At 68.6% G+C, this 24,961-nt stretch carries 25 protein-coding genes; 6 read left to right on the top strand and 19 right to left on the bottom strand.

Annotated features, from left to right (window positions below; genetic code table 11):
* Positions 1 to 113 precede the first annotated feature (113 nt).
* The 3 genes from KEG57_RS45810 to KEG57_RS45800 all read right to left on the bottom strand — a co-directional run bounded on the left by KEG57_RS45810 (position 114) and on the right by KEG57_RS45800 (position 3,082).
* On the bottom strand, positions 114 to 1,079 hold the full coding sequence (locus KEG57_RS45810) for a TIR domain-containing protein (RefSeq protein ID WP_272429102.1): 966 nt from the start codon (positions 1,077 to 1,079) through the stop codon (positions 114 to 116).
* 122 nt (positions 1,080 to 1,201) lie between these two features.
* A complete protein-coding gene (locus KEG57_RS45805; RefSeq protein ID WP_272429104.1) occupies positions 1,202 to 2,386 on the bottom strand; it encodes a PAS domain-containing protein in 1,185 nt (394 codons plus the stop codon).
* A gap of 72 nt (positions 2,387 to 2,458) precedes the next feature.
* Entirely contained in the window at positions 2,459 to 3,082 is a 624-nt protein-coding gene (locus KEG57_RS45800) for a nuclear transport factor 2 family protein (RefSeq protein ID WP_272429105.1), read from the bottom strand.
* A gap of 386 nt (positions 3,083 to 3,468) precedes the next feature.
* Here KEG57_RS45800 and KEG57_RS45795 point away from each other — a divergent pair, with 386 nt between their 5' ends.
* Complete coding sequence (locus KEG57_RS45795; protein ID WP_272429106.1) at positions 3,469 to 3,636, top strand: hypothetical protein; 168 nt, start codon at positions 3,469 to 3,471, stop codon at positions 3,634 to 3,636.
* Here KEG57_RS45795 and KEG57_RS45790 read toward each other — a convergent pair.
* From KEG57_RS45790 to KEG57_RS45780, 3 genes are all read right to left on the bottom strand, one after another.
* The gene (locus KEG57_RS45790; protein ID WP_272429107.1) at positions 3,625 to 4,407 is read right to left on the bottom strand and encodes a DUF3025 domain-containing protein; all 783 of its coding nucleotides are present in this window, start codon (positions 4,405 to 4,407) and stop codon (positions 3,625 to 3,627) included. The two genes, KEG57_RS45795 and KEG57_RS45790, sit on opposite strands and share 12 nt — an antisense overlap.
* A gap of 360 nt (positions 4,408 to 4,767) precedes the next feature.
* Positions 4,768 to 7,095 carry a glutamine--tRNA ligase/YqeY domain fusion protein gene (locus KEG57_RS45785; RefSeq protein WP_272429109.1) on the bottom strand — a complete coding sequence of 776 codons (2,328 nt, stop codon included), beginning with the start codon at positions 7,093 to 7,095 and terminating at the stop codon, positions 4,768 to 4,770.
* A gap of 78 nt (positions 7,096 to 7,173) precedes the next feature.
* Complete coding sequence (locus tag KEG57_RS45780) at positions 7,174 to 8,091, bottom strand: alpha/beta fold hydrolase (protein ID WP_272429110.1); 918 nt, start codon at positions 8,089 to 8,091, stop codon at positions 7,174 to 7,176.
* Between the two features lie 129 nt (positions 8,092 to 8,220).
* Here KEG57_RS45780 and KEG57_RS45775 point away from each other — a divergent pair, with 129 nt between their 5' ends.
* Both KEG57_RS45775 and KEG57_RS45770 read left to right on the top strand, forming a co-directional pair.
* Positions 8,221 to 9,048, top strand: a complete 828-nt coding sequence (locus tag KEG57_RS45775) for an N-acetylmuramoyl-L-alanine amidase family protein (RefSeq protein ID WP_272429112.1) — start codon at positions 8,221 to 8,223, stop codon at positions 9,046 to 9,048.
* A gap of 109 nt (positions 9,049 to 9,157) precedes the next feature.
* On the top strand, positions 9,158 to 9,691 hold the full coding sequence (locus KEG57_RS45770; RefSeq protein WP_272429114.1) for a hypothetical protein: 534 nt from the start codon (positions 9,158 to 9,160) through the stop codon (positions 9,689 to 9,691).
* A gap of 3 nt (positions 9,692 to 9,694) precedes the next feature.
* Here KEG57_RS45770 and fabG read toward each other — a convergent pair whose 3' ends face one another.
* The 3 genes from fabG to KEG57_RS45755 all read right to left on the bottom strand — a co-directional run bounded on the left by fabG (position 9,695) and on the right by KEG57_RS45755 (position 13,653).
* On the bottom strand, positions 9,695 to 10,432 hold the full coding sequence (fabG, locus tag KEG57_RS45765) for a 3-oxoacyl-ACP reductase FabG (RefSeq protein ID WP_272429115.1): 738 nt from the start codon (positions 10,430 to 10,432) through the stop codon (positions 9,695 to 9,697).
* A 491-nt stretch (positions 10,433 to 10,923) separates the two neighbouring features.
* Positions 10,924 to 12,864 carry an AMP-dependent synthetase/ligase gene (locus KEG57_RS45760; RefSeq protein ID WP_272429044.1) on the bottom strand — a complete coding sequence of 647 codons (1,941 nt, stop codon included), beginning with the start codon at positions 12,862 to 12,864 and terminating at the stop codon, positions 10,924 to 10,926.
* A 3-nt stretch (positions 12,865 to 12,867) separates the two neighbouring features.
* Positions 12,868 to 13,653, bottom strand: a complete 786-nt coding sequence (locus KEG57_RS45755; protein ID WP_272429042.1) for an alpha/beta fold hydrolase — start codon at positions 13,651 to 13,653, stop codon at positions 12,868 to 12,870.
* Positions 13,654 to 13,887: 234 nt separating this feature from the next.
* On the opposite strand from KEG57_RS45755, the gene KEG57_RS45750 reads away from it, so the two are divergent.
* Complete coding sequence (locus KEG57_RS45750) at positions 13,888 to 14,364, top strand: glutathione peroxidase (protein WP_272429041.1); 477 nt, start codon at positions 13,888 to 13,890, stop codon at positions 14,362 to 14,364.
* Positions 14,365 to 14,418: 54 nt separating this feature from the next.
* Positions 14,419 to 15,294, top strand: a complete 876-nt coding sequence (locus tag KEG57_RS45745) for an ankyrin repeat domain-containing protein (protein ID WP_272429039.1) — start codon at positions 14,419 to 14,421, stop codon at positions 15,292 to 15,294.
* Here the strand turns inward: KEG57_RS45745 and KEG57_RS45740 are convergent.
* The 5 genes from KEG57_RS45740 to KEG57_RS45720 all read right to left on the bottom strand — a co-directional run bounded on the left by KEG57_RS45740 (position 15,284) and on the right by KEG57_RS45720 (position 20,273).
* Positions 15,284 to 16,315, bottom strand: a complete 1,032-nt coding sequence (locus tag KEG57_RS45740; RefSeq protein ID WP_272429037.1) for a synaptic vesicle VAT-1 family membrane protein — start codon at positions 16,313 to 16,315, stop codon at positions 15,284 to 15,286. The two genes, KEG57_RS45745 and KEG57_RS45740, sit on opposite strands and share 11 nt — an antisense overlap.
* Positions 16,316 to 16,342: 27 nt before the next feature.
* On the bottom strand, positions 16,343 to 17,749 hold the full coding sequence (locus KEG57_RS45735) for a TolB-like translocation protein (RefSeq protein WP_272429036.1): 1,407 nt from the start codon (positions 17,747 to 17,749) through the stop codon (positions 16,343 to 16,345).
* Positions 17,750 to 17,886: 137 nt separating this feature from the next.
* Positions 17,887 to 18,381: a hypothetical protein gene (locus tag KEG57_RS45730; protein WP_272429034.1), complete on the bottom strand. Its 495-nt coding sequence runs from the start codon at positions 18,379 to 18,381 to the stop codon at positions 17,887 to 17,889.
* Positions 18,382 to 18,399: 18 nt separating this feature from the next.
* A complete protein-coding gene (locus tag KEG57_RS45725; protein WP_272429033.1) occupies positions 18,400 to 19,038 on the bottom strand; it encodes a peptide chain release factor-like protein in 639 nt (212 codons plus the stop codon).
* Entirely contained in the window at positions 19,035 to 20,273 is a 1,239-nt protein-coding gene (locus KEG57_RS45720) for an RtcB family protein (protein ID WP_272429032.1), read from the bottom strand. The genes KEG57_RS45725 and KEG57_RS45720 overlap by 4 nt, the downstream gene beginning before the upstream one ends.
* Positions 20,274 to 20,437: 164 nt before the next feature.
* Between KEG57_RS45720 and KEG57_RS45715 the strand changes: the two genes are divergently transcribed.
* Complete coding sequence (locus tag KEG57_RS45715; RefSeq protein ID WP_272429029.1) at positions 20,438 to 21,976, top strand: sigma-54 interaction domain-containing protein; 1,539 nt, start codon at positions 20,438 to 20,440, stop codon at positions 21,974 to 21,976.
* A gap of 329 nt (positions 21,977 to 22,305) precedes the next feature.
* On the opposite strand, the gene KEG57_RS45710 is transcribed toward KEG57_RS45715, so the two are convergent.
* The 5 genes from KEG57_RS45710 to KEG57_RS45690 form a co-directional block, all read right to left on the bottom strand.
* The gene (locus KEG57_RS45710) at positions 22,306 to 22,662 is read right to left on the bottom strand and encodes a hypothetical protein (protein WP_272427867.1); all 357 of its coding nucleotides are present in this window, start codon (positions 22,660 to 22,662) and stop codon (positions 22,306 to 22,308) included.
* A gap of 12 nt (positions 22,663 to 22,674) precedes the next feature.
* Positions 22,675 to 23,070 (bottom strand): hypothetical protein, encoded by a 396-nt coding sequence (locus KEG57_RS45705; protein ID WP_272427868.1) that lies wholly within the window; start codon positions 23,068 to 23,070, stop codon positions 22,675 to 22,677.
* Positions 23,071 to 23,287: 217 nt separating this feature from the next.
* Entirely contained in the window at positions 23,288 to 23,683 is a 396-nt protein-coding gene (locus tag KEG57_RS45700; RefSeq protein WP_272427869.1) for a hypothetical protein, read from the bottom strand.
* 81 nt (positions 23,684 to 23,764) lie between these two features.
* Complete coding sequence (locus tag KEG57_RS45695) at positions 23,765 to 24,130, bottom strand: DUF3037 domain-containing protein (protein ID WP_308215666.1); 366 nt, start codon at positions 24,128 to 24,130, stop codon at positions 23,765 to 23,767.
* A 10-nt stretch (positions 24,131 to 24,140) separates the two neighbouring features.
* Entirely contained in the window at positions 24,141 to 24,929 is a 789-nt protein-coding gene (locus KEG57_RS45690; protein ID WP_272427871.1) for a HipA family kinase, read from the bottom strand.
* Positions 24,930 to 24,961: the final 32 nt, after the last annotated feature.

Below are 24,961 nucleotides of genomic sequence, written 5' to 3'. Positions count from 1 at the left end.
GTCCGAGAAACCGCGCATCGCGCGGTTTCTCGGCCCTCGGTCCAGGCCGTGCCTGGTCCGGGGTGCAGGGGGCGGACAGCCCCCTGCTGGGGTGCGGGGCAACGCCCCGCGTCTCAGTGCTTGGCGCTCGCGAGCACCTCGGCGGCGCGGAAGAACTCCTCCGCCCAGACAGGCAGCTCCCGCGGGGCGCGCTGTCGGACGAGCCGGATGGGCTGCGCGATCCGCGCGACGGTGTCTGGCAGCAGCTCCCGGTCCGCCCAGCCGAGGAACCACACGCCCTCCAGCCGATCCGATGCGACCGCCCGGAGGAGGACCCGACCCTCGATGTCCCGCTGCATCCAGCGGAAGTGGCCGGAGAACACCCCTTCGCGGAGCTTCCATCCGAAAAACTCGCCGGTGAGCCGGGTCGCGCCGCGGAATGCATAAGGCGCGCGCATCTCGCCGCCGATCATCCGTACGACGAGGGTGGTATCGTCTGCCTCGTCTCGCCAGACCCCCTCGACGAGGTCGGCCTCGATCGACTCGCCCGGCTTGTCCTCGACCTGGAGGGCTCGCTCGATGAGGCTCCGCGCGTCGAGGAGGTGCGCCTCGGCCACGGCCTTCGTCGGGCTCGCGCTTTTTTGGCGGGAGAGCCGTGCGAGACGCGCGGTGCGCCCTTCGAGCCCGCCTCGGAGGAGCGACAGGATCTCGGCCAGCGGCGATTCGAGCTTGCCGGCTCCGAACGTCGCCGTTCGCAGGTGAGCAAGGTCCGGCGGGAGGTCGAGTGGGACGTCCCGGGAATGGACGAGGAGCATGCGGCTGCGGCCGAGAAGACCCGCGAACAGCCCGATCTGGAAGAGGGTGCTATCGCGCGGACGATTGCGCCCCTCGGCTGCCTCGCTCGAAAGATCGGCGGGCCCGAGCACGAGGACGGCGTAATTGAACTGGGGTGCGGCCTGAACGAGCTTCTCCAGGGCGAAGGCGCCCTGCGTCCAGAGGGTGCAATCTGCATCCTCGGCGAGGCCGAGCTTGAGCTCGCGGGCCACGGGCAGCCCGTCGAGGGAAGCACCGATGAAGATGCGGGGGCGACGGTTCGGCATGGGATTCCTCGTTCCGGGCCTCGAAGACGAGGCGCGGACGGGTTAGGGGAAAGACCCATGATGCTCGGCCGCATCCGGCTGTCAATGTGCGGATGCGGCCCCCCGAAACCCGGCCGCCCGTGTCACCTCGGGCGCGCCGCTTTGCCGTCCACGCGCCGCGCGCCGCTGCCTCGCATGCATACCTGGATGGCCTCGCGCAGGTTCCGGAGCGTCGTCACGCCCTCGAACCCGCTCCCGAGGCACAGAATGAACGTCTGCGCCAGGGCTGGCCGGATCCCTGTGACGAGGCCCTCGGCGCCGAGGAGCCGGATGGCCCGGAGGATCCGCGAGAGCCGCTCTGCCGTCCCCTCGTCCACGGCCTCCACCCCGGTCAGGTCCAGGATCACGAACCGCGCCCCGTGCGCCACGACTGCGTCGAGCAGCCGCGCCGTCATGTCGTCCGCGCGCGCCTGATCGACCTCGCCCATCACGGGGAGCGCGAGCACGTCGTCCCATACCTGGATGATTGGCACCGAGAGTGCGTGAATCTCCGACCGCTGCTTCTCGATGATCGCGATCTTTTCCTCGAGCTCGATCTCGCGGCGCTTGTAGTCGTCGATGTCCTGAAAGGCCCCGATGACCCGCGTGACCTTGCCGTTCTCCATGATCGCCATGCCCGAGGTGCGCACCCAGAGCCGACGACCCTTCGCCGTGATGATCTGCAATTGCAGATCGTAAGGTGTGCCCTCGCGGGCGCACGCCTCGAAGGCCGCCCCGATGATCGGCTGATGTTCGGGCGTGTAAAACGACACGTCGACGTTCGGATCGAACCCGACGGGCAGCTCGTGAATCCGGTACGTCTCCTCGGTCCAGTATTGGGTCGACGTCGCGAGATCGACGTCCCAGCCCCCGACCCGGCCCGTCACCTGCATCTTTTGGAGCAGATCCCGCCGCCTCTTCCATTCGTCCACGGGCTCCTGCGTCTCGACCTCGATCCCGGTCCCGTAGACCTTCCCGCCGAGGCGGCGCAGCAAAAACAGGAGCCTCCGATGGCTCAGGTCCCGGTTCACGAACCTCGCATTGAGCTTGAGCTCTGCAGAGTCCCCGCTCGAACGCAGGAACGCGTGAAACGGCGCGACGTCCTCGGGGACCACGAGCTTGGCGAAGTCCTCGCCCCCGAGTGACGATTCGGTATACCCGAGCGTGCTCCGAAACACCTCGTTCGTGCGAATCAGGCGCCCATCGGCCCGGAGCACACAAAGGAGGTCCCGCGACGTCTGAAAGAAGAATTCATACTGCAGGCCGTGCTCATCTTGAGAAAGAGACATGAAAGGAACCCTCGTCCGTGCGCGCCGTGAACCGCGGTCTCGCAGCGACCCGCCCCCCCGGGTCCTCCTTCGTCAGGGCGACTCGAGGCGCAGGAACGTCTGGAGGTGCAGCGTGCGCTTGGCGATCTTCCAGCCGTGCGGCGTTCGAACAACGATATCGTCGTACCAGCCGTGCGCGACTTCGACGGAGCTGTTCGGCTCGAGGACGTGCGTCGCCTGGAGGTACGTCTTCATCGTCCCCGTGTTGCCTTGCACCCGGATGACGACGTTGCCGTTCAGGTGCTGCGTCGAGACGTAACCCGCCGTGACGAACTCGTGCTGCGCGACGTCGGCCCATTCCGAGGGACCGGAGGTCAGGCTGGGGGGGCCGTTCGGATCGTCGCCGGGGTAATACGCCGCGACGATGGCGTTCGGCGTGAAGCATTGCTGATAAAGGGCCCGCCCTCCCTCGAGATCGCCTCGCCCGATGGTGTCGGTCGCTTCGGCATAGCAGTAGGTCAGCTTCTCGATCTCCGCCTCGTCGGCGAGGCGCTGCAGCGCGGCGGGAACGCCGCCCTGGGGAATTCCACCCCCGGGAGGTCCACCCTCGGCGGGCTTGGCCGCACCGAGCGCGCTCGCCGCAATTGCACCCGCGCATGCCGCGGCTCCAATGCGACCCCAAGAAGCCCGTGAACCCGGTCGGTTGTTCTGCTGCATTGTGAACCTCCTCGAACTTCCTACGCTAGAGTGCGTCCGTGCGGCTGGTCAAGGCTCCTGCGGAAGACGAGGAAGGAGCGGATGCTGCAGCACAGCGCAAAGGGAAGCAGGAGCGGCAAGGCGACCACCCCGAGGTTCTGTCGACAGCACGTCAAAATGATGACGATGCCCCCGTGCTCCGATCGATGGCGCGCCGAGGTGATGGCGATGCCCCTCGTGTCCGGTCGACAGCGCGTGAGGATGATGCCGATGCCTCCGATGCCCGATCGACAGCACGTGGGGGGTGATGCCGATGCCTCCGATGCCCGATCGACAGCACGTGGGGGGTGATGCCGATGCCTCCGATGCCCGATCGATCGCACACCGGGGTGATCGGGATGCCTCCGATGCCCGATCGATCGCACACCGGGGTGATCGGGATGCCTCCGATGCCCGATCGATCGCACACCGGGGTGATCGGGATGCCTCCGATGCCCGATCGATCGCACACCGGGGTGATCGAGCTCGAGCTCTCCCCCGAAGAGCTCGCCGCCTGGCTCTCCTCAAAGAACTGACGCCCCACAAAGCACCCGCTCGTCGAGCGGCAAGCTCCGGAACGTCTCCGGCTGCGAGAACGTCCCCGGAGTCGTGATGCGCTCCGCAAGGCGCGCATCCGCAAGCCGGATGCAGGCATCCCCCTCGGTCGGCAATGGACCAGGGCAGGGGAGCAGGGCCACCATCGCCCATATCGACGGCCGTTCGTCCGGCAAGAGGCTCTCGTACAGGGCATGGCCAAAGACGAGGGCCACAGCGCTTCCTTCGGAAATCTCGTTTTGCACGGCCGATACGTCCCGCGCCTCGAGCGCCGCCGCGATCACGGGAGCGCGCTCCTCGACGGCAAGCAAGAGCAAGCTGCCCTCATCGAGCAGTGCGAGCCCGTCCTGCTCACGCGTGCGTCGATCCGGCAGCGCCCGCGGCGCATCGCCAAGCCGCGCCGAAAGCGCCCGGTGCTGCCGGGCGTGCAGCGCGCGCTTGCTCGCCGGGAACGTGGCCCAGACGAGCGCATTCAGGAAGTCGTGCCAGCTCGCAGCACGCGTCGGCACCCACCCCTCGACGTGAATGCGGGCATCGTAAAGCGAGGACAGGTCGACCGGCGCGCGGCTGCGGCCCCGGCGACGAGGACGCGGCGGCTGCAAGCGAAAGTGGACGCCCGCAGCCTCGGAGAGCGCCTCGTCCACAGCCTCGACCGGCGGCCAGGCGAGCGTCTCTTCAAAGCGCGCGGCCATGTCCCGGATGGGCCAGTAAAGGGTGCTCTTCCGGAAGAACCGCGGATCCCAGGCGATCACGCGCCCCAGCGTAGACCGCCGCGCGGCATCCGCGCTAGCCTGGTGGCGCAGCGCTGGGGCGTTGCCCCAGGCCCCACCAGGGGCTGTCCGCCCCTGGACCCGGACCAGCGCAAGCGCTGGACTCGGGGTCGATGAACTGCGCGATGCGCAGTTCATCGAACAGGCCGGGTCAAGACCGGCGAGCGACGCTGCCCATGAAGACGGCCTCAACCGGCAACGTTGTCTGCGGTCTTGCCACCGGCCTGTGGGAAGAACTGCGCATCGCGCAGTTCTTCCCCCTGAGGTCCAGGGCTTGCCCTGGTTCGGGTCGAGGGGCGAACAGCCCCCGCGGGGCCCGGGGCAGAGCCCCGGCGCGGCGGCTCAGCCGAGCTTCTTCTGGAGAAGCTCGTTCACGCGCTCGGCGTTTGCCTTGCCGCCGGACGCCTTCATCACCTTGCCGACGAAGAAGCCGAGGAGTTTGGTGTTGCCCTCCTTGTAGCGCTTCACTTCGTTCGGGCTCTCGGCGAGGACCTTGTCCACGATCGGCTCGAGTGCGGAGGCGTCTGAGACCTGGCGCATGCCCTTTCGCTCGACGATTGCGCGCGGGCTCTCGCCGCTCGTGAGCATCTCGGAGAGGACCTCCTTCGCGATCGTGGGCGTGATCGTCCGGTCGTCGATGAGCGCGGCGAGCTCGCCGAGCGCGGAGCCACCGAACGGGAGCGCGCTCGGCTTCTTGCCGTCGAGCTTGCGGGCGAGCTCGTTCACGACGAGGCTTGCCACCGTCTTCGGGCCCGGATGCGCTGCGACTGCCTGCTCGTAGAAGGCGCGCAGAGCTGCGTCCTCGGCGAGGACGATTGCGTCCTCGCGGCCGAGCCCCCGGGACTCGAGCCCCTCGGCGATTGCCCGCGCCTCCGGCGAGAGTTTTCCGAGGCGCTCCTCCGGGCTCGTCTTCACGATGGCCTTCGGCTCGTCGGCCTTTTTTGCCCGTGGCGCCTCCTGCTTCGGCTCGGCGATCTTCGCCCAGGAGTCCTTGAGCGAGACCGTGCGATTGAAGACGGGCGCGCCGGGCTTCGAGTCGATCGGGTCGACGAAGAAGAAGCCTTGGCGCTCGAACTGGAAATGCTTTCCGCCCTCGGCCGAGGCGAGGCTCGGCTCGACGACTGCGCCCGGGATCACCACGAGCGATTCGGGGTTCAGCCCCGCCTTCCAGTCCTGGCCTTCCTCCACGAGATCCGGCCGTTCGTCGCGGAAGAGCCGGTCGTAGAGGCGCACCTCGGCCCTCCGCGCGTGCGCCGCGCTCACCCAGTGCAGCGTGCCCTTCACCTTCTTGCCGGCCTGGGCCGCGCCCTCGCGCGTCTCCGGATCGTACGTGCAGCGAATCTCGGTCACCTCGCCCGTGGCGGGATCCCGCACGACGTCCTTGCACGTCACGATGTACGCATACCGCAGCCGCACCTCGCGGCCCGGCGCGAGGCGGAACCACTTGTCCGGCGGATCGAGGGTAAAATCGTCGCGCTCGATGAAGACCTCGCGCGAGAACGGGATTTTCCTCGTGCCGCCCTTGCCGGGCTCGTCCGGGAAGAGCGGCGCCTCGAACTCCTCGACCTTGCCTTCGGGGTAGTTCTCGATGACCACCTTGATCGGACGGAGCACGGCCATCACGCGGCCGGCGCGGCGATCGAGGTCGGCGCGGATGCAGGACTCGAACTTCTCGACCTCGACGGTGCTGTTCGTCTTGGCGACGCCGATCTCCTCGCAGAAGGCGCGCAGGGAGTCGGGCGTGATGCCGCGGCGGCGCATGCCCGCGAGCGTCGGCATGCGTGGATCGTCCCAGCCGCGCACGAGCCCGCCTTTCACGAGCTCGAGCAGCTTGCGCTTGCTCATCACGGTGTACGTGATGTTCAGGCGCGCGAACTCGTATTGGCGCGGCCGCGCGGGCACGTCGACGTTCTCCACGAACCAGTCGTAGAGCGCGCGGTTGTTGTCGAACTCGAGCGTGCAGATCGAGTGCGTGATGCCCTCGATCGCATCCGAGAGGCTGTGCGCGAAATCGTAGAGCGGGTAGATGCACCAGGCGTCGCCCGTCCGGTAGTGATGCGCCCGCTTGATGCGGTACATCGGCCAGTCGCGCATCTTCATGTTGGGCGAGGCGAGGTCGCCCTTCATCCGGACCACGTGTGCGCCCTCGGCGAACTCGCCCTTGCGCATGCGCTCGAAGAGGTCGAGGTTCTCCTCGATCGAGCGGTCGCGGTAGGGGCTCGGCTTGCCCGGCTCGTTCACCGTGCCGCGATACTCGCGGATCTCGGCCTCGCTCAGGCTGTCGACGTACGCCTTGCCCTTCTTGATGAGCTCCACCGCGAACTGGTAGAGGCGCTCGAAATAGTCGGACGCGTAAAACAGCTTGTCGCCCCAGTCGAAGCCGAGCCAGCGGACGTCGCGCTGGATGTTCTCGACGTACTCGACGTCCTCCGTCGTGGGGTTCGTGTCGTCCATGCGCAGGTGGCAGACACCGCCGAACTCGCGGGCGAGGCCGAAGTTCGTGCAGATGGCCTTCGCATGGCCGATGTGGAGGTAGCCGTTCGGCTCGGGCGGGAAGCGGGTCACCACCTTGGTGTGGCGCCCCTTCTCGAGGTCCTCGCTGATGATGGCCCGGATGAAGTTCTGGGCCGCGCTCTCTTCGCGCTCTTCCGGGCGCCTTGTCGTCGTCACGGTGGGCTCCTGAGGTGCGGCGCGGCGCTCGTGGCCGCTTCGCGGACGCGGGAACCTACTCCAGGAGGCGCATTCCGGCTAGCGCCGCTGGAGCCGCTCGATGACGTCCTCCACGGCCGCGGCGATCTCGTCGGGCACCTCCTCCTGGAGGAAGTGCCCCGCCTGGGTGGCCGTGACCGTCGCCCGGGGAAACGCCCGCTGGTGCCGCGCGAGGGCCTTGCCGAGGATCGGGTCGCGCTCGCCCCAAACGAGCGCGACGGGCCCGGAGAAACCGAGGATCCAGGCCTCGGCGCGCTGGAGCGCGGGGAGGCTCGGGTGATCGGGGCTGTCCGGGACCATACGCGCGAGGGCGAGGGGGCCGATGCGATCGGCGAGGCTGCGCAAGGGATAGGTGTAGGCGCGGGCGGTGGCGCCGCGGATGGAGCGGCGGTCGCCCTGGGCGATGGCGAGCAAGTTCTGGGGGAAGCCGAGGCCGCGGAAGACGACGTCGCTCAGGACGGGCACGCGGGCGAAGCGGTGGAACAAGGTGCCGCGCGGGCGCGCCGGGACGAGGACGGAGGTGTTGGCGAGGACGACGGCGGCGATGCGGTCGGGCACGAGCGAGCTGGCGAGGACGCCGATCGGCCCGCCCCAGTCCTGCCCGACGAGGACGAGGTCGCGCAGGTCGAGGGCCGTGACGAGCTCGGCGATGGCGGCGGCGTGGCGCTCGATGGAGTGGTCTTCGAGGCGGGCGAGTCTGTCGGAGAGTCCGAACCCGAGCAAGTCGGGCGCAATACAGCGTAGCTCGGGCAGGCCCGCGATGACCTTGCGCCAGAGGAATGACCAGGTGGGGTTGCCGTGGACGAAGAGCGCCGGGCGGGCCCGCTCCGGCCCGTGGTCGACGAAATGCACGAGCTTGCCGGCGTCTTCGCCGTGTTCGAGGCGGTAGGCGCGGCGGCGCAGGGGCATGTCGGCGGCGAGGAAGCCGGGCAGGGGGGGCGGAGGCGCGAAGGGCATGAGGAGGCTCGGGCGCTGGGGCTCTCTCGAGCGATAGCCCGACGGATCCGCGAAAAGCAAGGGAAAGTGCGCGCCGGGAGGGGCGGCCACCTTGGCGCGGAGGGGCCGGCTCGGCTACGAACGGGGGGCGTGATCTCGCGTCGATCCCTGCTCCTCGGCCTCGCCGGCGCGGGCGCGGCTCTGGCCACGACGGCCGTCGCCCTGCACCGCGGCGGGCGCGCCACGCGGCTGCCCGATCCGTTCGGGCCGCTCGCGGTGCTGACGCCGCGGTTTCCAGCGGGCTTCGGGATGCGGCGTGTCTTCGTGGATCCGGGACACGGAGCGGCGGGAAATCCCGGCAACCTCTCGTGTTTTTGCCGGGAGGAGCAAGACTTCTCGCTGGCCGCGGGCCGCGCGCTCGCCGCGGAGCTGCGGGCGACGGGGGCCTTCGACGTGCGCCTTGCCCGGGACGGCCCCGGTCCGGTCGAGTACCGCGCCCGCGTGGAGGATGCCGAGGCGTGGGGGGCCGACGTGTTCCTGAGCCTGCACTCGGACGTTCGAGGTCAAACGGGCGAGCGATGGAACCCCGAGCCCGGGCGGGAGTGCGTGGTGAACCTCGCGGCGCCGGGCTTCTCGGTGCTCTGGTCGGACGAGGGGGAGCCGAAGCTCGCGGAGGCGCGCCACGCGCTCGCGCGGGCCCTGGCGCGGCGAATGCGCGAGGCGGGGTTCTGGGCATACGGGGGCATCGAGTACGGCGACCTGTATGCCGTCGATCCCGAGCAGGCGGGGGTCTTCGTCGATCGGCACGCGCCGGAGCGTCGGATCTTCGTGCTGCGGCGGCCGAAGGTGCCCTCGGTGCTGGTGGAGACGCACCACGCGCTCGATCCGCGTGAGGCGAGGCTCTGGGACGAGCCGGCGACGCTCGTGTCCTTCGCCTCGGCGGTGGGGGCGGCGCTCGTGGACGTCCTGGGTTTCTAGGAACGCCCTTTACGGCGCCGATGACGCTGGATGCTCGGTACGCCGGTTGCCCGTGTCTGGGCCGGCGCCTCGGTGTGTGCACCGGAATGGCATGTGGAAAGGACGGAGGATGAATCGGCGGACGACCCTCGGGGTGGTGGCGGGGCTCGCAGGCGCGCTCGTGCTCGCGGGGGGAGACGCGCAGGCCGCGAAGAGCACCGCGACGTACGGGATGAGCGCGCCGGTCACGGGCTCGGTCGTCGACGCGTTCGGCAATGTGACAGGTCAGCTCGCAGGCACCGTGACGGTCGAGAGTTTTGCGGCGCAGAGCGGCCAGCTCGTCGCGAACGGGAAGATGACGGCGAGGCTCACCGACCTCGCGGGGAACGTGATGGGCACGGTGACGAACGTCGTGGTCGCGCAGGTCGCGACAATCACGCACGCGACCTGCACGATCCTGGAGCTCGAGCTCAATCCGCTCTCGCTCTCCGCTCTCGGCTTGCAGATCGATCTGAGCCGGGTCGTGCTCGTCCTGACCGCGAACGCTGGGGGCGGGCGCCTGGGTCAGCTCCTCTGCACGTTCGCCGATGCGCTCGGAGGGGGCGGCATGCCGCTCTCGCTCGCCGGCATGCTCAACGATGTGCTCTTGCTCTTCGCCCGGTAACGTTCACGTCCCGAGGACGAGGCCGCCGTTCACGTCGATGACGGCGCCGGTCATGTACGAGGCGTCGTCGCTCGCGAGGAAGGCGTAAACGGAGGCGATCTCGGCAGGGTCGCCGAGGCGCTTCAAGGGCGTCTGGCCCGCGATGGCGTCGAGGTTTTCCTTGGGGACCTTGCGGACCATGTCGGTGAGGATGAAGCCCGGGGCGACGGCGTTCACGCGGATGCCGGATCGGCCGAGCTCGCGGGCGAGGGTCTTGGTCAAACCGATCACGCCGGCCTTCGTGGCGACGTAGTTCGCCTGGCCGAAGTTACCGTAATGGGCGACGACGGAGGCCGCGTTCAAAATGACACCGCTCTTCTGATCTTTCATGAAGGCGGCGGCCATCTGACACAGCTTGAAGACGGCGGTGAGGTTGACGGCGATGACCTGATCCCAGTCCTCGGGCGAGAGCTTGGCGAGGCTCTTGTCGCGGGTGATGCCGGCGTTGTTGACGAGGACGTCGATGCCCTTCTTGTCGCGCACGGCCTGCTCCAGGGCGGCGAGGCCTTCAGGGCGCGAGACGTCGGCCGGGACGTAGGTCATTCGCTCGGGGAAGGCGGACGCGAGATCGGCGCGCTCGGCGGGCACGACGTCGTTCAGGATGAGCTCCGAGCCCTCCTCGTAGAACCGCGTCGCCGTGGCGCGACCAATGCCACTCGCCGCCCCCGTGATGAGCACCTTCTTGCCGGCCAATCCTCGCATCGCTATCGTCCTCCGTCATGCTGCGGCGCACAAGGGCCCGCGCAGAACAAGGCCCCGCCGCAAGCGCGAACCCGCAGCAGGGGAAAACAGGGGCTGAGCTGATCGATAGAGGATCGAGCAGCCAGTCGTGCCAGAGCTTAGGGTCGCGGAGGGAGACGCGTCAAGGGTTTTCATGTTGCGGCGCAACATGAAAACTCGAAGCGGCTTCGCTGGGGCGTTGCCCCAGACCCCACCCGGGGCTATCCGCCCCGGGACCCGGACCAGCGCAAGCGCTGGACTCGTGGTCGATGAACTGCGCGATGCGCAGTTCATCGAACAGGCCGATTCAAGACTGGCTGGTCTTGCCACGGGCCCGTGGAAGAACTGCGCACCGCGCAGTTCTTCCCAAATGGTCCAGGGCTTGCCCTGGTTCGGGTCGAGGGGCGAACAGCCCCCGCGGGGCCCGGGGCAGCGCCCCGGCGCAACGGCTGCCCGATGAGAGCCTTCCTCGCTCATTCGTCTTCGATCGGAATGCCGAATCCTGGCTCCTCGTAGAGCCGGTCGAAGACCTGGGCGAATTTCTTCTCGATGACCTTTCGTTTCACCTTGAGCGTTGGCGTCACCTCGTCCTCCTCGAGCGAAAAATCGCGATCGAGCAGGTGCACCCGCTTGATTCCCTCCACGCGCGCGAGCTTCGTATTCGCGCGGCGGACTGCCGACGCGACCCGCTTTTGCACTTCGGGATCGGTCGTGGCCTTCTCCATCACCGGCGCGAGCCCTGCCGGACGGGAGAGCGGGCTCGAAAGGAGCGCGCGGCGTAGCTCTTCCGCATGTGCGTCCCCGAGGTGGCCACGCGCCTTCGCCCATTCCACGGCTTCGAGCGGGTGAATCGTCACGAGCGCCGTGCAATACGGCCGCCGATCGCCGTGCGCGTGCACCTGACTGATGAGCGTGTCGCTCGCCTTGATCTCGTTCTCCACGTTCGCCGGGCTGATGTTTTTCCCGCCCGACGTGATGATCAGATGCTTTTTCCGGTCGACGATGTAAACGAAGCCGTCCGCGTCCTTCTTGCCGATGTCGCCCGTGTGCAGCCATCCCTCCTCGTCGATCATCTCCCGCGTGGCCTCGGGGTTCTTGTAATAACCCTTGAACACGTTCGGGCCTCGCACGAGGATCTCGCCGTCGTCGGCGATCTTGTCCTCGACGAACGGGAGCGCGCGGCCGACGGAGCCGAGGCGGACCTGGCCCGGGCGATTGCCGTGCGTGACGACCGTGGCCTCGGTCATGCCGTACATCTCGTAAATGGGCAGGCCCGCCGCCCAGAAGAAGGCCAGGATCGGGCGCGGAATCGGCGCCGCCCCCGTGACGAAACGTTTCACGCGGCCGCCGAATACCTCGCGGACCCGCGAAAAAACGAGCTTGTCGGCCACGCGGTGCGCGAGCTTCGCCCGGAGCGAGGGCTCCTCGCCACGTTGCCATGCCTCGACGACCGCGAGGCCCGCCGATTCGGCCAACCGAAACACCTTCTTTCGCGCGGGCGGGGCCTTGTCGACCTCGGTCTGGATGCGGGCGTAGGCCTTTTCGAAGATGCGCGGGACGCTGCCGAACAGCGTCGGGCGTACCTCCTTGAGCTCCTCCAGCACCGCGGGCACGCTCGTCGCGTACGCGGTGGCGATGCCGAAATCGATGCGGCCCCAGAACGCCAGAATGCGCTCGGCCGCGTGCGCCATGGGCAAAAACGAGAGCGAGATATCCGTACGGGTGAAGGCGTTGAAATGGACGCCCGCGAGCGTCACGAGGATGTTGCGGTGCGAGATCATCGCGCCCTTGGGCGGGCCCGTCGTGCCGCTCGTGTAAATGAAAAGCGCCGTGTCGTCCGGGGAAATGGCTTCGACGCGGGACGCGACGAGGGAAGCGTCGCCCGGCGCTTCGAGGGCCTCGTCCCAGCCGATGAGCCATGCATGCTGACGCAAGGTCTCTTCGAGGCCCTGCGTGTCCCACACGACGACGAGCTCGAGCTTGGGCATCTCGTGCTTGGTGGCGAGGATCTTCTCGACCTCGTCCTTGCCCTCGACGAACGCGATGCGCACGTCCGCATGATCGAGCACGTACGCGAGCTGCCCCGGGGCGAGCGTGGGGTAGGCGCCGACCGTGACCGCCGCGGCGAGCTGACCGCCGACGTCGCAAATGCACCACTCGGGGCGGGTGCTGCCGACGATGCCGATCTTGTCGCCGGGCGAAAGGCCTCGCTTCACGAGGAAGGTCGCGAGGGCCGTGGCGCGCGCCTTGAACTCGGCCCATGTCGTGGAGCGCCATTCTCCGTTTTTCTTTGCCTTCCAGGCGACCGCCGTGGGCGTGGCGGCGGCGCGGCGCAAGAAGAGGTCGGCCAAGGACCGGGCCTCGTTCGCGAGCGGGACGGCGGGATCGAGCGGCGGAATAACGCGATCGAGCATGGCTCAGCCTCCAGGAAGTGCCTTCACGAAGGAATCGAGGAGCGCAACGAGGGTATCGGGCGCTTCGAGGTTCGGCGAATGGCCCACGCCAAGGAGGATCTCGTGGCGCGCGCCGAGGAGCTCCGCGGTCCGCGCGCCGACCTTGCGCGTGGAGAGCATGTCGCTCTCGCCGCTGACGACGAGGGCCGGCACGCCCGCGAGCTCGCGGAGCCGGTCGCCCGGCGCCCATTCGCAGAGCGCGTCCAGCGTGGCGATCGTGGCCTCGGGGCGCTGGCGGTGGCTTTCCGCGAGAAGCTCCTGGAAAAACGCGTCGTCCGGAGCGGTGGGCGCGATGCCGCGGAAAGCGGCGCCGAAGATGGTGATGTTTTCCTGCGCGAGGCGCTGGCGCTCGGGGAGGTGGTAGGCGCGCGGCATGCCGTCGGGCCAGGCGGGGGCGACGAGCGTGAGGGAGCGAGCGCGGGCGCGGGCGGAGAGCGCGAGCTCGAGGACCACGGCCGTGCCGAGCGAATGCCCGACGAGGTGCGCCGAGGACAAACCCAGGGCATCCATCAAGACGGCGAGGTCCTGGGCGAGGCGCGGGATGCGGTAATCGTGATCGTCGGCGTGGGTCTGCCCGCGGCCGCGGAGGTCGGGCACGACCGCGCGGAAGCGCGCGGACAAACGGTCGAGGACGGGGCGCCAAGACAAGCTCGTGGTCCAGTTGCCGTGCACGAACACGACGGGCTCGCCGCGTTCGTCCCCGCGCGTGGACCAATGGATCGTGAGCGATCCGGACTGGAGAAAGGGCATACGGCATCATCATCGACCCGCGGTCCTTCGTCCATGGCCAGCATGCCCCTTGCGTACCGAGCACGGGCCCCCTAAGCAGGCGCCATGAAGAGCCCTTGCGTTGGATCGGTCGTCTTCGCTGTGCTCATCGCGTGCGCGGCGCTCGTCGGTTGCGAGGGTGGCTCGCAACCACCGGAGTCTCCTAAAGCTGGGACGGATTCGGCCAGGGGAGCCGCAATTCAGGAAGGGACGAAAATGAGCCTGCACGATTTCAAGATGAAGACGATCTTCGGGGAGGAGCGCTCGCTCGGCGACTTCCGGGGCAAGGTCGTGCTCGTGGTCAACGTGGCCTCGGAGTGCGGCTACACGCCGCAATACGCGGGCCTCGAGCGGCTGCACGAGCGCTTGGAGGCGAAGGGGTTTGCCGTGCTCGGCTTCCCGTCGAACGACTACGGCGCCCAGGAGCCCGGGACCGACGCCGAGATCGCCACGTTCTGCACGAGCAAGTACGGCGTGAAGTTCCCGATGTTTTCGAAGATCACCGTGAAAGGGAGCGGCAAGCACCCGCTCTACGCGTTTCTCACGCAGGCTGCGCCCGCGGGCGAGGTGAAGTGGAACTTCGAAAAGTTCCTCGTTGGCAACGATGGCGTGGTGATCGGTCGATATCCCTCGTCCGTCGAGCCCGAGGACGAGAAGCTCGTGCAGGCGATCGAAAAAGCGCTCGGAAGCTGAGCCCGCTTTCCGGTACGGCTTCCCACCCTCGTTTCGATCCCACACACTCCAGACATGACGCTCGACGAGGAGCTGCTCGAGGCGGCCAGCCGCGGCGATGAGGCGCGCGTCACGGACGCGCTCACGCGCGGGGCGAACGTGGACGCGACGCGGAGGTACAAGACGAGCGTCGATCGCGAGGTGCTCGAAGGGACGGTCTCCGCGTTGATGCTCGCGATCATGAACGGGCACGACAGGGTCGCCGAGCTCTTGATCGATCGCGGCGCGGATCCCGATGCCGCAGACGAGCTCACGCGACGCACGCCGCTCGTGGAGGCGGCCGCGCGCGGGGAGATCAGCGTCGTGGAGGCGCTGATCGACGCCGGCGCGAGCCTCGATGCGCGGGATGTGATGGCGAACATGAACGCGGTGACGGCTGCGGTCGCGTCGGGGCATGCGGGGATCGCGCGGCAGCTCGTGGAGGCGGGCGCACCGATCGAGCCGCGGGCGTTCGAGGAGGCGACGCGGCGCGGGATGCTCGATCTCGCGGAGCTCTTCACGACGCGCGGGCTCGATCCGAACACGACGCAAGCGCTCGAAGGGGCCGCGGCCGCGGGGCGCGTGGACGTGCTCCGGTGGCTGCTCACGCAGGGCGTCAACCTCGGCAAACACGGGCCCGAGGCACTGCTCGGAGCCGCGAACGCGGGCAAGGCCGAGGCCGTGGCCGCGCTCGTCGAGGCCGGCGTGCCGATCAACACGACGACGAACTACGGCTGGATGCCGCTGCACCTCGCGGCCTACAACGGCGATGCGAAGACCGTGCGCGCGCTCCTCGCGCTCGGCGCCGATCCACACGCCGACGACGGGACGGGAAAAACCGCGCTCGACTGGGCACGCGAGGCGGGCAAGGCCGAGAGCGCTCGGGTGCTGGAAGAGGCGCTCAGAAGGTGAGCACGAGCTTGCCGACCGTGGATCCGCTTTCGATCGCGCGGTGCGCATCGGCCACGCGATCCACGGGGAACGGGGTCACGGGCGGCGCCGCGATGCGACCCTCCTCGATCCAGCCGACGAGCTTCGACATGTACTCTTCGAGCAAGTCCTTCTTGTGAAACAGGTAGGAGAGGTTGAACGCGAGCACGCTCTTGTTGTCGTTCGTCAAGTCGAGCGGGTTGTAGCGGGGCGTGCGCAGCCAGTCGCGCGCGAGCTTGAGCCAGTTCGGCCGACCTCCCTGGCGCGGCATCATCGTGTGGAAGCCGTAGATCACGAGCCTTCCGGCCGAGGCGAGGTGGCGGTAGCTCTCGCCGAGCGTCTCCACGCCGTTCGCGTCGAGCACGACGTCGTAGCCCTCGGGCGCGAGGCGCTCGGCCACGGACCATAACGGCTCGACGCTCTTGTCGATGACCGCGTCGGCCCCGAGCTTGCGCGCAACGGCGACCTTGTGGCTCGCGCCGACGACGCCGACCACGCGGCAGCCCGCGATCTTGCCGAGCTGCACGAGCGCGCTGCCCACGCCGCCCGCCGCCGAGTGGACGAGCACGTTCGCGCCGCGGCGCACGTTCGCGAGCTCGAAGAGGGCGTAATACGCGGTGAGAAACACCGACGGGAAACCCGCGGCCTCGGCCACGCTAAAACCCTTCGGCAAGGGGAAGACCTGGTGTGCGGGAATCGCGACGCGGCTCGCGTAGCCGCCGAACCGCGTGACGGCGAAGACAGGCGTACCGGGTGCGGGTTCGGAGACGCCGGCGCCGAGGGCCGCGACCTTTCCTGCGACCTCGAAGCCGGGCGTGATGGGCCAGCCGACGTACTTCTTCGCCGACTCGTAGAGGCCCATGCGCACGATGCAATCGGCGTAGTTCACGCCCGCGGCCTCGACGTCGACGAGGATCTCGCCAGGGCCGGGGCTGGGATCCGGATGCTCTTCGAGCTTCAGGCGATCGTAGCTGCCGGGCCCGTGGATCACGACCTTCCGCATGGGCCCAACGCTAGCCTGCGAGCGAGCTCAGGGCGAGGTTTTGCCGACGGGGAGCGCCACGATGGTCTTCACGCTCTTGTCGTTCGGGTCGAAGAAGACGATGTCGTTCGAGTCCGCGTCGTCGAGCACGAGGCGATCACGCGTGGGCAGGATGTTCACGTGCTCGGGGGTGAACGTCGTCTCCACCTCTGCGATCTCGCCGGCCGCGAGATCGAGCCGGAAGAGCGATTGATTGTCGACGATCCACATCTCCTTGCGGCCCACGCGGCTCACGAACTCTTCGAGGCCCACGCCGGGGCCCTCCATCTGCGTGGATCTGTCCTGGTCCACGTCGTAGAGCACGAGCTGTTGCTCGCCGTTCGAGGAGGCGACGACGATGAAGTTTCCGTCGCGGCTCACGAAGTACGAGATGCCGCCCTCGATCGTCACGGGCTCCGGATCGACTTCGAGCGTCTCCGCATCGACGAGCCAGAGCTCCTGGTTGCCGTTCATGTCCTGATCGCCGTAGGACACGATGGTCGAGCCGTCGGGCGTGAAGCCCACGGGGCCACGCGCGCCGGGGACCTCGCGGAGCTCCTTCGTTCCCGGGTCGAGCACGAGCAGCTCGTGCGTGTAGACGATCTTGTCGTCCGGCTGGACCTCGGCCTTGCGAACGGGGAACACGATGTACTTGTCGTCCGGGCTCGTGCCGATCCACGTGAACGAGGACGAGAGATCCCAGGCGATGCCAGGTACCTCGATGTCGAACACGGGCGCCGCCCAGAAGCCGGTCGGGCCGAGCGGATAACCGGCGATCGCGAGCTCCTGCATCGACCAGCCGAGAAGACGCGCCCGCGGCGTGGGTTTGCCCTGATCGTAGAAGACGATCGCGACGAGGGTGTCGCTCTTGTTCAGGAACACCGCCTCGAGCCACTCGCCGTCGTGCGGGATCACGTGGCGATCGAGGGTGTCGGCTTCGATGACGTGGATCGGAAATTTTTCCGAGGTGTTGTCCGCGACGCCGATGAAACTGCGGCTCGGGCTCATGCGGGTGCCGTGGTACCGGATGTCGAGCTCCACGCTCTTCTTCAGCGCGAGCGTCTCCTGATCGAAGAGATCGAGCCGATCCTTTTCGCTCTCCTCGCTCATCACGAGCAGGCCCGAGGCCGGGAAGAGCAGACGCGGATCGTCACGGCCCGTGAGATTCGCGGCCTCGCGCACAAGGCCCGTGTCGGGGTCGATCGCGAAGAGTGTGCTCGCGGGGATCTTTTCAGGTTGGGCCGGGTCTTCCGTGTCGCTGGCGAGGACGAACGATGTCTCGGTGCGATCGTCGACGGCGATGGCGCCGTTGCCGAGCCACGTGTCCTGGCCCGGGTTGTTTTCCCCGAGCGCGAGGCCCGTGCAGCCGGTGAGAGCGAGCGTCGAGACGAAGGCAAGGTAGGGAAGTCGAAGCATGAATGGTCCTCCTTTGAGCGCGTCGCGCGATGGCCGGCGGTCGGCAAGAAGAGTGCCATCACGGCGTCGTTCGAAAAACGCGCGGGGAGGGGGAGCGCGGCGCGCGGTGCGAGCGCGGTGCGGCCCTGACAACGACGTCAGGCTCGCGAAGCGCGCTTTTTACGGCGGCGGTGGGCCTCGCCGGCCGCGCAGAGCAGGCCGGTCCGGGGACAAACGTAGAAGGATTGCCAGTGCCCGTGGCTCCTGAGCGGGAGGAAATTGTCGCGTCGCGAGCCTCTGCCCGCGGGCGCGTGCGGGATGCCGCCGATGAGGATCGGGTTTCGTTCGACGTACTGGAGGACGTGATCGAAGACGTGCTTCTGCACGGCGCTGTCGGGCGAGAGGGAGGCGCGGATCTCTGACCAGACCGCGTCCCACGGGCGTCCCACGCGGCGCTCGAGGAAGCGGCGGAGCGGGGCGAGGTTCTCGTTCAGATCCCGCGTCCGGCCACGGTACTTCATGCCCTCCTTGAGCGGCGCGGCCTCGGGATCGGCCTTCATGCGCGTCGCGTAGCGGCCCTTGCCCGCGCCACGCCCGCGACCCCAGTCGTACCGCGGGCGCTCGATGATGAGCTCGAACATGTCTTTTCGCATGGGTTCACCTCTCGAAGTTCACGTCTCCACGAGCGCGCCCCGCGACGAGAGCGCGTAGGTGCGCACGGGCGCGCCTCGTTCGAGCCGCGCATGCGAGGTCCATCGCGCAGCCTCCTTCGCGGCCGCCGCGTGTGCGGCCCGCTTCCGGAGGAGCACCGCGATCCGCGCGAGCGCGCGCCGCACGTTCGCCCGCTGGGATCGCTCGTCCGCGACCCGCACGACGATCCCCGTCGGCACATGCCGCGCGCGGACCGCCGTCTCCGTCTTGTTGACGTTCTGCCCGCCGGGGCCGCTCGCGCGCATCGTCGTGACCTCGACGTCGCGCGGGTCGATCGCGGCCCCGTCGTCCGCGCCGACGTCGTCGTCCTCGTGCAGCACGACGGACGCGTACCAGCGCTTGCGGGCGGCTTTTCCGCGGTCGGGACTGCGCGCGACGAGCGCGTGCGTGCCTGCCTCGCCTTCGATGCGCGCAGGATCCCCCGCGACGACGAGCTCCACCGAAAGAGGCGCGTCCTCGTCGCCGTGGATCACCGTCTCCTCGACGACGAGGCCCCGCGCATCACACGCATCCGCGAGCCGCGCCGCGAGGAGCGCGACGAACCGGCGCACCTCCGCGGGCCCGTAGCCGGCCGTCACCTGCACGACGAGCTTCTTCATTGCTTCACCGTGACGAGCGGCACGAGCGAGGCGATCGGAGCCGCGAGGCCCTCGTCGACCAGGCTCGCGACGACCGGCTCGATCGGCTTGTACGCGTCCGGGTGCTCCTCGTAGAGCAGGTCCGCGTCGTCGCACACGATGCGGCCGCCGTGCGCCGTACGGCCGAGCTCGGCGCGTTTGTACCGCGTGGCGAGCTTGGCGCGCGCTTCGGTGCGGGTCATGCGACGACCCGCGCCGTGCGCGACCGACGCGAGCGCGCCCTCGTGCCCATTCCCGACGAGCACCCAGGAAGGCGCGCCGCGGCTGCCGAGCACGACCGTGGCCTCGCCGCGGCTCGCGGGCGCGGCGCCCTTGCGATGGATCCACACAGGCGTGCCCGCGATGTCCTCGCGCCGGATCGTGTTGTGCACGATGTCGATCGCGGAGCGGACCTTGTCCCTTCGCAACGCCGAGAGCGCGCGGAGCAGCCGGCAAGCGACGAGGAAGCGGTTTGCCTGGGCGAACCGCACCGCGCCCGCGAGATCCGCGAGGTAGACGTCGATGGCCGCGCCCGTGAGCGTGACGTCGCCGTAGCGCCGCCCGATCTGGGCGCCGAGCCCACGCGAGCCCGTGTGCACGAGCGCGACGAGGCCGCCTTTTTCGAGGCCCATCGCGTCTGCCGCGGCCTCGTCGCGCACCTCGGTGACGCGCGTGATCTCGGCGAAGTGGTTGCCGCTGCCGATGCTGCCGAGCGCGCGGCCGTGCGAGGGATCGCGGTAGTCCGCGGGATCACCGCTCGGGCCGAGATCGAGCGTGCACTCGCGTTCGGCCATCGCGGCGATGTCGTCCGGCACGTTCGCGACCTCGGTGAGGCCCCTCGCGCCCTTGTGCCAGCAGGCATCGAAGACCTCGAGGGGGTCGCAGCCTTCGAGCGGATCCTCGTCCATCGCGGCGCGGACGCGGCGCTCGAGTTTGTCCACGGCGCGCGGGGAGGCGGTCGTGGCGAAGAGGAGCACGCCGCACCCGGCGTCGCCGCCGACGAGGTACGGGAGCACGCGCTCCTCGAAGGCGAACGCGGCGCCGATGGGGCCGCGTCCGGAGTGAAGATCGGGCATGCCCGCGGCGCGCACGCAGCCGGGGAGCTCGGCGACGCGGACGAACTGCGTGATGGCCTCGCCCTCCATCCAGACATCGGGGCGGGCGAAGATGCGGGCATGCGGGGGAAGGGACGGTTTGGGGAGAGAAGAAGTGCCCATGGCAGGTAGCTCGAACGGCTTGTTGATTGCGTTCGTGGCCCCGTAATGCGGAAAGCGTGCCAGTCAGATTTCGCGGAGAATTCGATGGGAGCCTCGCAGGGATGGTGCACGGTGCATCAGAACGGTGGTATACGGTGCACCATGGGTGGTGTACGATGCACCAGGTGAAGCAAGCGCTCATCACGTGGTCGGATGCGGGAGTGACGGGCCCGCAGCCCTCGCATCAGATGGCGCGGCCCGCGAGTGATCGGGGGCCGGTGCTCAGGCTGCTCGACCAGAACGAGAGCCGCTACGACGTCGCGTGGGTGCTTTCGATCCCGCAGGGAGAGACGCCCGCCCGCTCGCTCTGCCGCTCGATCGAGGCGCGCGTGCGCAAGGTCGAGCTCTGCGTGATCGACACCGATGATCCGACCGATTACGGACGGCTCTTTCGCCTGCTCGGCCCCCTCGTCGAGCGGGCGAAGTCGGAGCTCTTGGCCACGAACGTGGCGCTCGACGTCCTGCTCTCGGCGGGCACGCCACAAGCGCAGACGCTCTGGGTGATCCTGGTGCAAGCAGGCCTCTTGCCGGCGCGGATGCTGCAGGTGATCCCGCCCGCGTTCGTGCCCGTGCCGCATCCGAAGGCGGTGCGGGAGGTGCGGCTCGACATCGAGGGGTTTCCCGAGATCCGCGCGATGCGCGACGAGATCGCTCGCCTACGGGCAGCGGCGCAGAAGGGAACGTCGTCGCTGCTCGGCGAGAGCGCTCCGATGGTCGAGCTGCGGGCGAAGATCGAGCGCGTCGGCGCGAGCGACGCGCCGGTGCTCGTGCTCGGGGAGACGGGCACGGGCAAGGAGCTCTGCGCGCGGGAGATTCACGCGCTTTCGCCGCGGAAGGACGGGCCGTTCGTGGCGGAGAACTGCTCGGTGTTCGCGGAGGGCGTGCTGTCGAGCGAGCTCTTCGGGCACGAGGCGGGCGCGTTCACGGGCGCGGGGAAGAGGCGCCGGGGCGTGTTCGAGCAAGCGCACGGCGGGACGTTGTTCCTCGACGAGATCGGCGAGATGCAGCCGCGGGTGCAAGCGGCGCTTTTGCGCGTGCTGCAGGAGGGGACGCTCCGGCGCGTGGGCGGCGAGGGGCGGGTTTCCGTCGACGTGCGGATCGTGGCCGCGACGCACCGGGATCTCGGGGCGATGGTGAAGGCGGGCGCGTTCCGGGAGGATCTCTACTATCGGCTACGCGGCGCGACGCTGCTCGTGCCGCCGCTCCGGGCGAGGCCGGGCGACGTGGAGCGACTCGTGGAGTCGTTCCTCGCGGAGATCCGGGCGAAGAAGGGAGGGCGGCGGCTCCGGGTGACGCGCGAAGCGATGCGGGCGCTCGCGAGTCACGCCTGGCCGGGCAACGTGCGCGAGCTCCGGGCCGAGGTGATGCGGTGGGCCGTGTTCTGCGACGACGTGGTCAACGTGTCGGATCTGGCCCCGGACATCCGGAGCGGAAGCGGCAGCGGGAGCGCAAGCGCAAGCGCCGCCGGAAGCGCAAGCGGCAGCGACGTGCGGCCGCTGCGGGACGTGGTCGAGGCGGCGGAGCGCGCGGCCCTCGCGGCCGCGCTCACGGCGGAGAGCGGCAACCTGAGCCGCGCCGCGCGGGCCCTCGGGATCGACAGGAATACGCTGAAGCGAAAGATGCGGGCGTTCGGGATGGCGGGCGACGACGAAGCCGAACGCTAGGCTCTCAGAGCGTAGCGCCGGGGTTTCACCCCGGACCCCGACCAGGGGTTGTCCACCCCTGGACCCGGGGCCTGGGCAAGCCCTGGACGCGGGGCGACAGCGCGCGATGCGCGCTGTCGACAGGGAAGACGTTGCCACCAGGCAGGGCAGTGCTGCTGTCTCAACTGGCAAGGTCGTCGCGGGTCTTGCCACGGCCTGTTCGATGAACTGCGCATCGCGCAGTTCATCGACCCCGAGTCCAGCGCTTGCGCTGGTCCGGGGTGAAGGGGGCGGACAGCCCCCTTCTGGGGTGCGGGGCAAAGCCCCGCGCATCCCTGTGGAACACCCTCTCAGAACCGGACGCCGCCGTGCGCAGAGGCCGCGTCGATGCACGACTGGAGGGCGTTCCGATCGGCGTCGCACAGGTCGTTGTTGTTCTGCACCGTCGAGAATTGGGCCTCCTTTTCGTCGCACGTGCCCTTCTCCTCGACGCAGAGTGTGTAGGTCGTCCAGGCGTCGCCGCAATCGTAGGCGTCCGCCACGTCTTCCTGCGTCGCGAGTTGCTCGCACGTCTGGACTTCTCTCTCGTCGCTGCAGTGCTCGCACTCGCAGATGATGTCGCAGACGGCCTGCGCCCGGGAACACCCGGACGAAGCGGCGGCGAGGCCCAGAAGGAGGCCGGCATTCACGAGGATCGTTCGAATCATGCTCCTACCTCCTCAGTCACAGCGTGAATACGCGCTTTGCTCGGCTTCGCACGTGTCCGCGTCGGCCCCGCGGACGCCGAAGGACTTTCCCGTGCATTGGCCATTGCTGCAAACGGTGCCGCCGTTGCAGTCGGCGTTCGACATGCACATCTCCCCGGTGGACTGGCTCGAACACTCCAGCAAGGGATCCGTGCAGGCGACGATCGTGTCGAACTCCTCGCCGCAGCCGATTCCGTACGCGGTGTCGCGTTGCCCCTCGTACGTCGCGATGCAGGCGTCGATGTCGGCCTCGTTACCGCCGTAACACGCCTCCTGCCGCTCGCATATCCCCGCGATGTCGGGCGCGCACCCCGTCGCGAAGGCCACGACGAGGCCAAGACCCGCGAAAAGCAAGTTTTTTTGTACCATTCTTGGCTCCTTCGTCGAGTATAGACGTTTCGAAGCCAAAGGAACGCAATTTCCGTCGGGGAGGGCACAGTCCCAACGATGGAAACTCGAATGACCACCCCCCCTATCGAAAACTGGACACTCGAGTGACCATTTTGGCGAGCGCTCACTCAGAACGCGACGGGCCCATGAGGCGGGCGGCATTCACGAGAATCGTTTGAATCATGCTCCTACCTCCTCAGTCGCAGCGTGAATATGCGGTCTGCTCGACTGCGCACGTGTCCACCTGGCTCGCGGGGATGCCGTAGGACTCCCCCATGCATTGCCCATTGCTGCAAAGGTCGTCTCCACTGCAATCGGCGTTCGAGTTGCACGGCTCCCCCGTGGGCTGGATCGAGCACGAAAGCAGGGGCTTGGTACAATGGACCAACGTGTCGAACTCCTCGCCGCAGCCGATTCCGTACGCGGTGTCGCGTTGGCCCTCGTACGACGCGATGCAGGCGTCGATGTCGGCGTCATTGCCGCCGATACACGCCTCCTGCGCCTCGCATAGCCCCTCGACGTCGGACCCACACCCCGTCGCGAGGACCACGACGAGGCCAAGACCCGCAAAAAGCAAGCTTCGTTGTCCCATTCTTGGCTCCTTCGGCGAGTAAGACGGATCGAGGCAGAGCGTCGCAACGCCGACGCGGGCACTGCCGTACCGGGATCTCCGTCAGCGCGAACGCGGCACGCGGACGAGCTTGTCGAGCAACCGATCGAGCACCAGATCCGGCGCGTCGCACAGGCCCACGTGCACCTCCGAGGTCTGGATCATCGTGCTGCGCGTGGCGACGAGCCACGAAAAACGCTCTTTCCGCGAGAGGAGCCCGATCGGCCCGGCGTCGGGCCCGCCCTCGCAGACGCGCGGGATCGCCGCGAGGTGGCGGCGCACGGATTCGAGATCCACGTCCGGCGCAAGCGCGAGGAGCCGCGCCTCGTCGAGCTCGATCCGCGCGCCGAGGTAATCGTGCGCAGAGCAATGAAGAAGGACCCCCGCATTCATGCATTCGCCCCGCTCGACGCGAGGGACGATACGCACGATGGCGTACTCAAACGAGCTCTTCGCGCGCACGCTCGGCCTCCGAGAGGATCAAGGGGAGCGCGGCGAGCCGCGCGGAGAGCCACGCGCCATAAGCCGCGCGGTGGGCGTCGGGGGAAGCGAATCCCATGTCGTCCGTGAGGAATTCGTCCGGGATCGCCTGCGCGATCCGCGTGACGAACGCCTCGGACCACGCGGCCCGGAGGTGCGCCGCGGCCTCGGCGAGCGCGGTCGCCCACGGCAAAAGGACGTGTTTTCGTACGAACGTGAACGGATCCTGGCTCTCGGTGAGCGGATCCGCGGGGCCCCAGCCGTGGTGGAAATACAGGGACGCGCCGTGATCGATGAGCCAGATCCCGCGGTGCCAGGTGAGGAGGTTCGGGTTTTTCGGAGTGCGGTCGACGTTCGTGACGAACGAGTCGAAGAGCACGACGCGGGAGGCATACGCGGGATCCGGCGTCGGGCCCGCGACGGGGTCGAAGGTGACGCTGCCGGGCAGGTAATCGAGCGCGAGGTTCAGGCCCACGCTCGCGTCGAGCAGGTCGCTGATCTCGCGGTGCGGCTCGGCGCGGCCGAGCGCGGAGTCGAGCGTGATGAGCACGAGCTCGGGGACGGAGAGCCCCGCGGCGCGCGCGAGCTCGCCCGCGACGAGCTCGGCAATGAGCGCCAAGGGCCCCTGGGCCGCGCCGCGAAGCTTGACGACGTAAAGCCCGTCGTCGTCGGCCTCGACGAGCGCGGGCACCGACCCTCCCTCGCGCAGCGGGGTGACGTACCGGACAGCGTTGACGGTGCGTAGCATGCGCGGCGCAGTCTAGAAGCCCCCCGCTGCAA

Source organism: Polyangium jinanense (genome assembly GCF_028435365.1).
This window is presented reverse-complemented; position numbering and strand designations above follow the sequence as displayed.

What these genes read in the sequence shown, in the direction of transcription:
- KEG57_RS45710 (WP_272427867.1), bottom strand. Translation starts at nt 22,662, where the DNA reads ATGATTCGAACGATCCTCGTGAATGCCGGCCTCCTTCTGGGCCTCGCC.
- KEG57_RS45690 (WP_272427871.1), bottom strand. Translation starts at nt 24,929, where the DNA reads ATGCTACGCACCGTCAACGCTGTCCGGTACGTCACCCCGCTGCGCGAG.
- KEG57_RS45805 (WP_272429104.1), bottom strand. Translation starts at nt 2,386, where the DNA reads ATGTCTCTTTCTCAAGATGAGCACGGCCTGCAGTATGAATTCTTCTTT.
- KEG57_RS45720 (WP_272429032.1), bottom strand. Translation starts at nt 20,273, where the DNA reads ATGGGCACTTCTTCTCTCCCCAAACCGTCCCTTCCCCCGCATGCCCGC.
- fabG (WP_272429115.1), bottom strand. Translation starts at nt 10,432, where the DNA reads ATGCGAGGATTGGCCGGCAAGAAGGTGCTCATCACGGGGGCGGCGAGT.
- KEG57_RS45810 (WP_272429102.1), bottom strand. Translation starts at nt 1,079, where the DNA reads ATGCCGAACCGTCGCCCCCGCATCTTCATCGGTGCTTCCCTCGACGGG.
- KEG57_RS45780 (WP_272429110.1), bottom strand. Translation starts at nt 8,091, where the DNA reads ATGCCCTTCGCGCCTCCGCCCCCCCTGCCCGGCTTCCTCGCCGCCGAC.
- KEG57_RS45755 (WP_272429042.1), bottom strand. Translation starts at nt 13,653, where the DNA reads ATGCCCTTTCTCCAGTCCGGATCGCTCACGATCCATTGGTCCACGCGC.
- KEG57_RS45750 (WP_272429041.1), top strand. Translation starts at nt 13,888, where the DNA reads ATGAGCCTGCACGATTTCAAGATGAAGACGATCTTCGGGGAGGAGCGC.
- KEG57_RS45760 (WP_272429044.1), bottom strand. Translation starts at nt 12,864, where the DNA reads ATGCTCGATCGCGTTATTCCGCCGCTCGATCCCGCCGTCCCGCTCGCG.
- KEG57_RS45770 (WP_272429114.1), top strand. Translation starts at nt 9,158, where the DNA reads ATGAATCGGCGGACGACCCTCGGGGTGGTGGCGGGGCTCGCAGGCGCG.
- KEG57_RS45745 (WP_272429039.1), top strand. Translation starts at nt 14,419, where the DNA reads ATGACGCTCGACGAGGAGCTGCTCGAGGCGGCCAGCCGCGGCGATGAG.
- KEG57_RS45730 (WP_272429034.1), bottom strand. Translation starts at nt 18,381, where the DNA reads ATGCGAAAAGACATGTTCGAGCTCATCATCGAGCGCCCGCGGTACGAC.
- KEG57_RS45725 (WP_272429033.1), bottom strand. Translation starts at nt 19,038, where the DNA reads ATGAAGAAGCTCGTCGTGCAGGTGACGGCCGGCTACGGGCCCGCGGAG.
- KEG57_RS45795 (WP_272429106.1), top strand. Translation starts at nt 3,469, where the DNA reads ATGCCCGATCGATCGCACACCGGGGTGATCGGGATGCCTCCGATGCCC.
- KEG57_RS45735 (WP_272429036.1), bottom strand. Translation starts at nt 17,749, where the DNA reads ATGCTTCGACTTCCCTACCTTGCCTTCGTCTCGACGCTCGCTCTCACC.
- KEG57_RS45705 (WP_272427868.1), bottom strand. Translation starts at nt 23,070, where the DNA reads ATGGTACAAAAAAACTTGCTTTTCGCGGGTCTTGGCCTCGTCGTGGCC.
- KEG57_RS45800 (WP_272429105.1), bottom strand. Translation starts at nt 3,082, where the DNA reads ATGCAGCAGAACAACCGACCGGGTTCACGGGCTTCTTGGGGTCGCATT.
- KEG57_RS45740 (WP_272429037.1), bottom strand. Translation starts at nt 16,315, where the DNA reads ATGCGGAAGGTCGTGATCCACGGGCCCGGCAGCTACGATCGCCTGAAG.
- KEG57_RS45700 (WP_272427869.1), bottom strand. Translation starts at nt 23,683, where the DNA reads ATGGGACAACGAAGCTTGCTTTTTGCGGGTCTTGGCCTCGTCGTGGTC.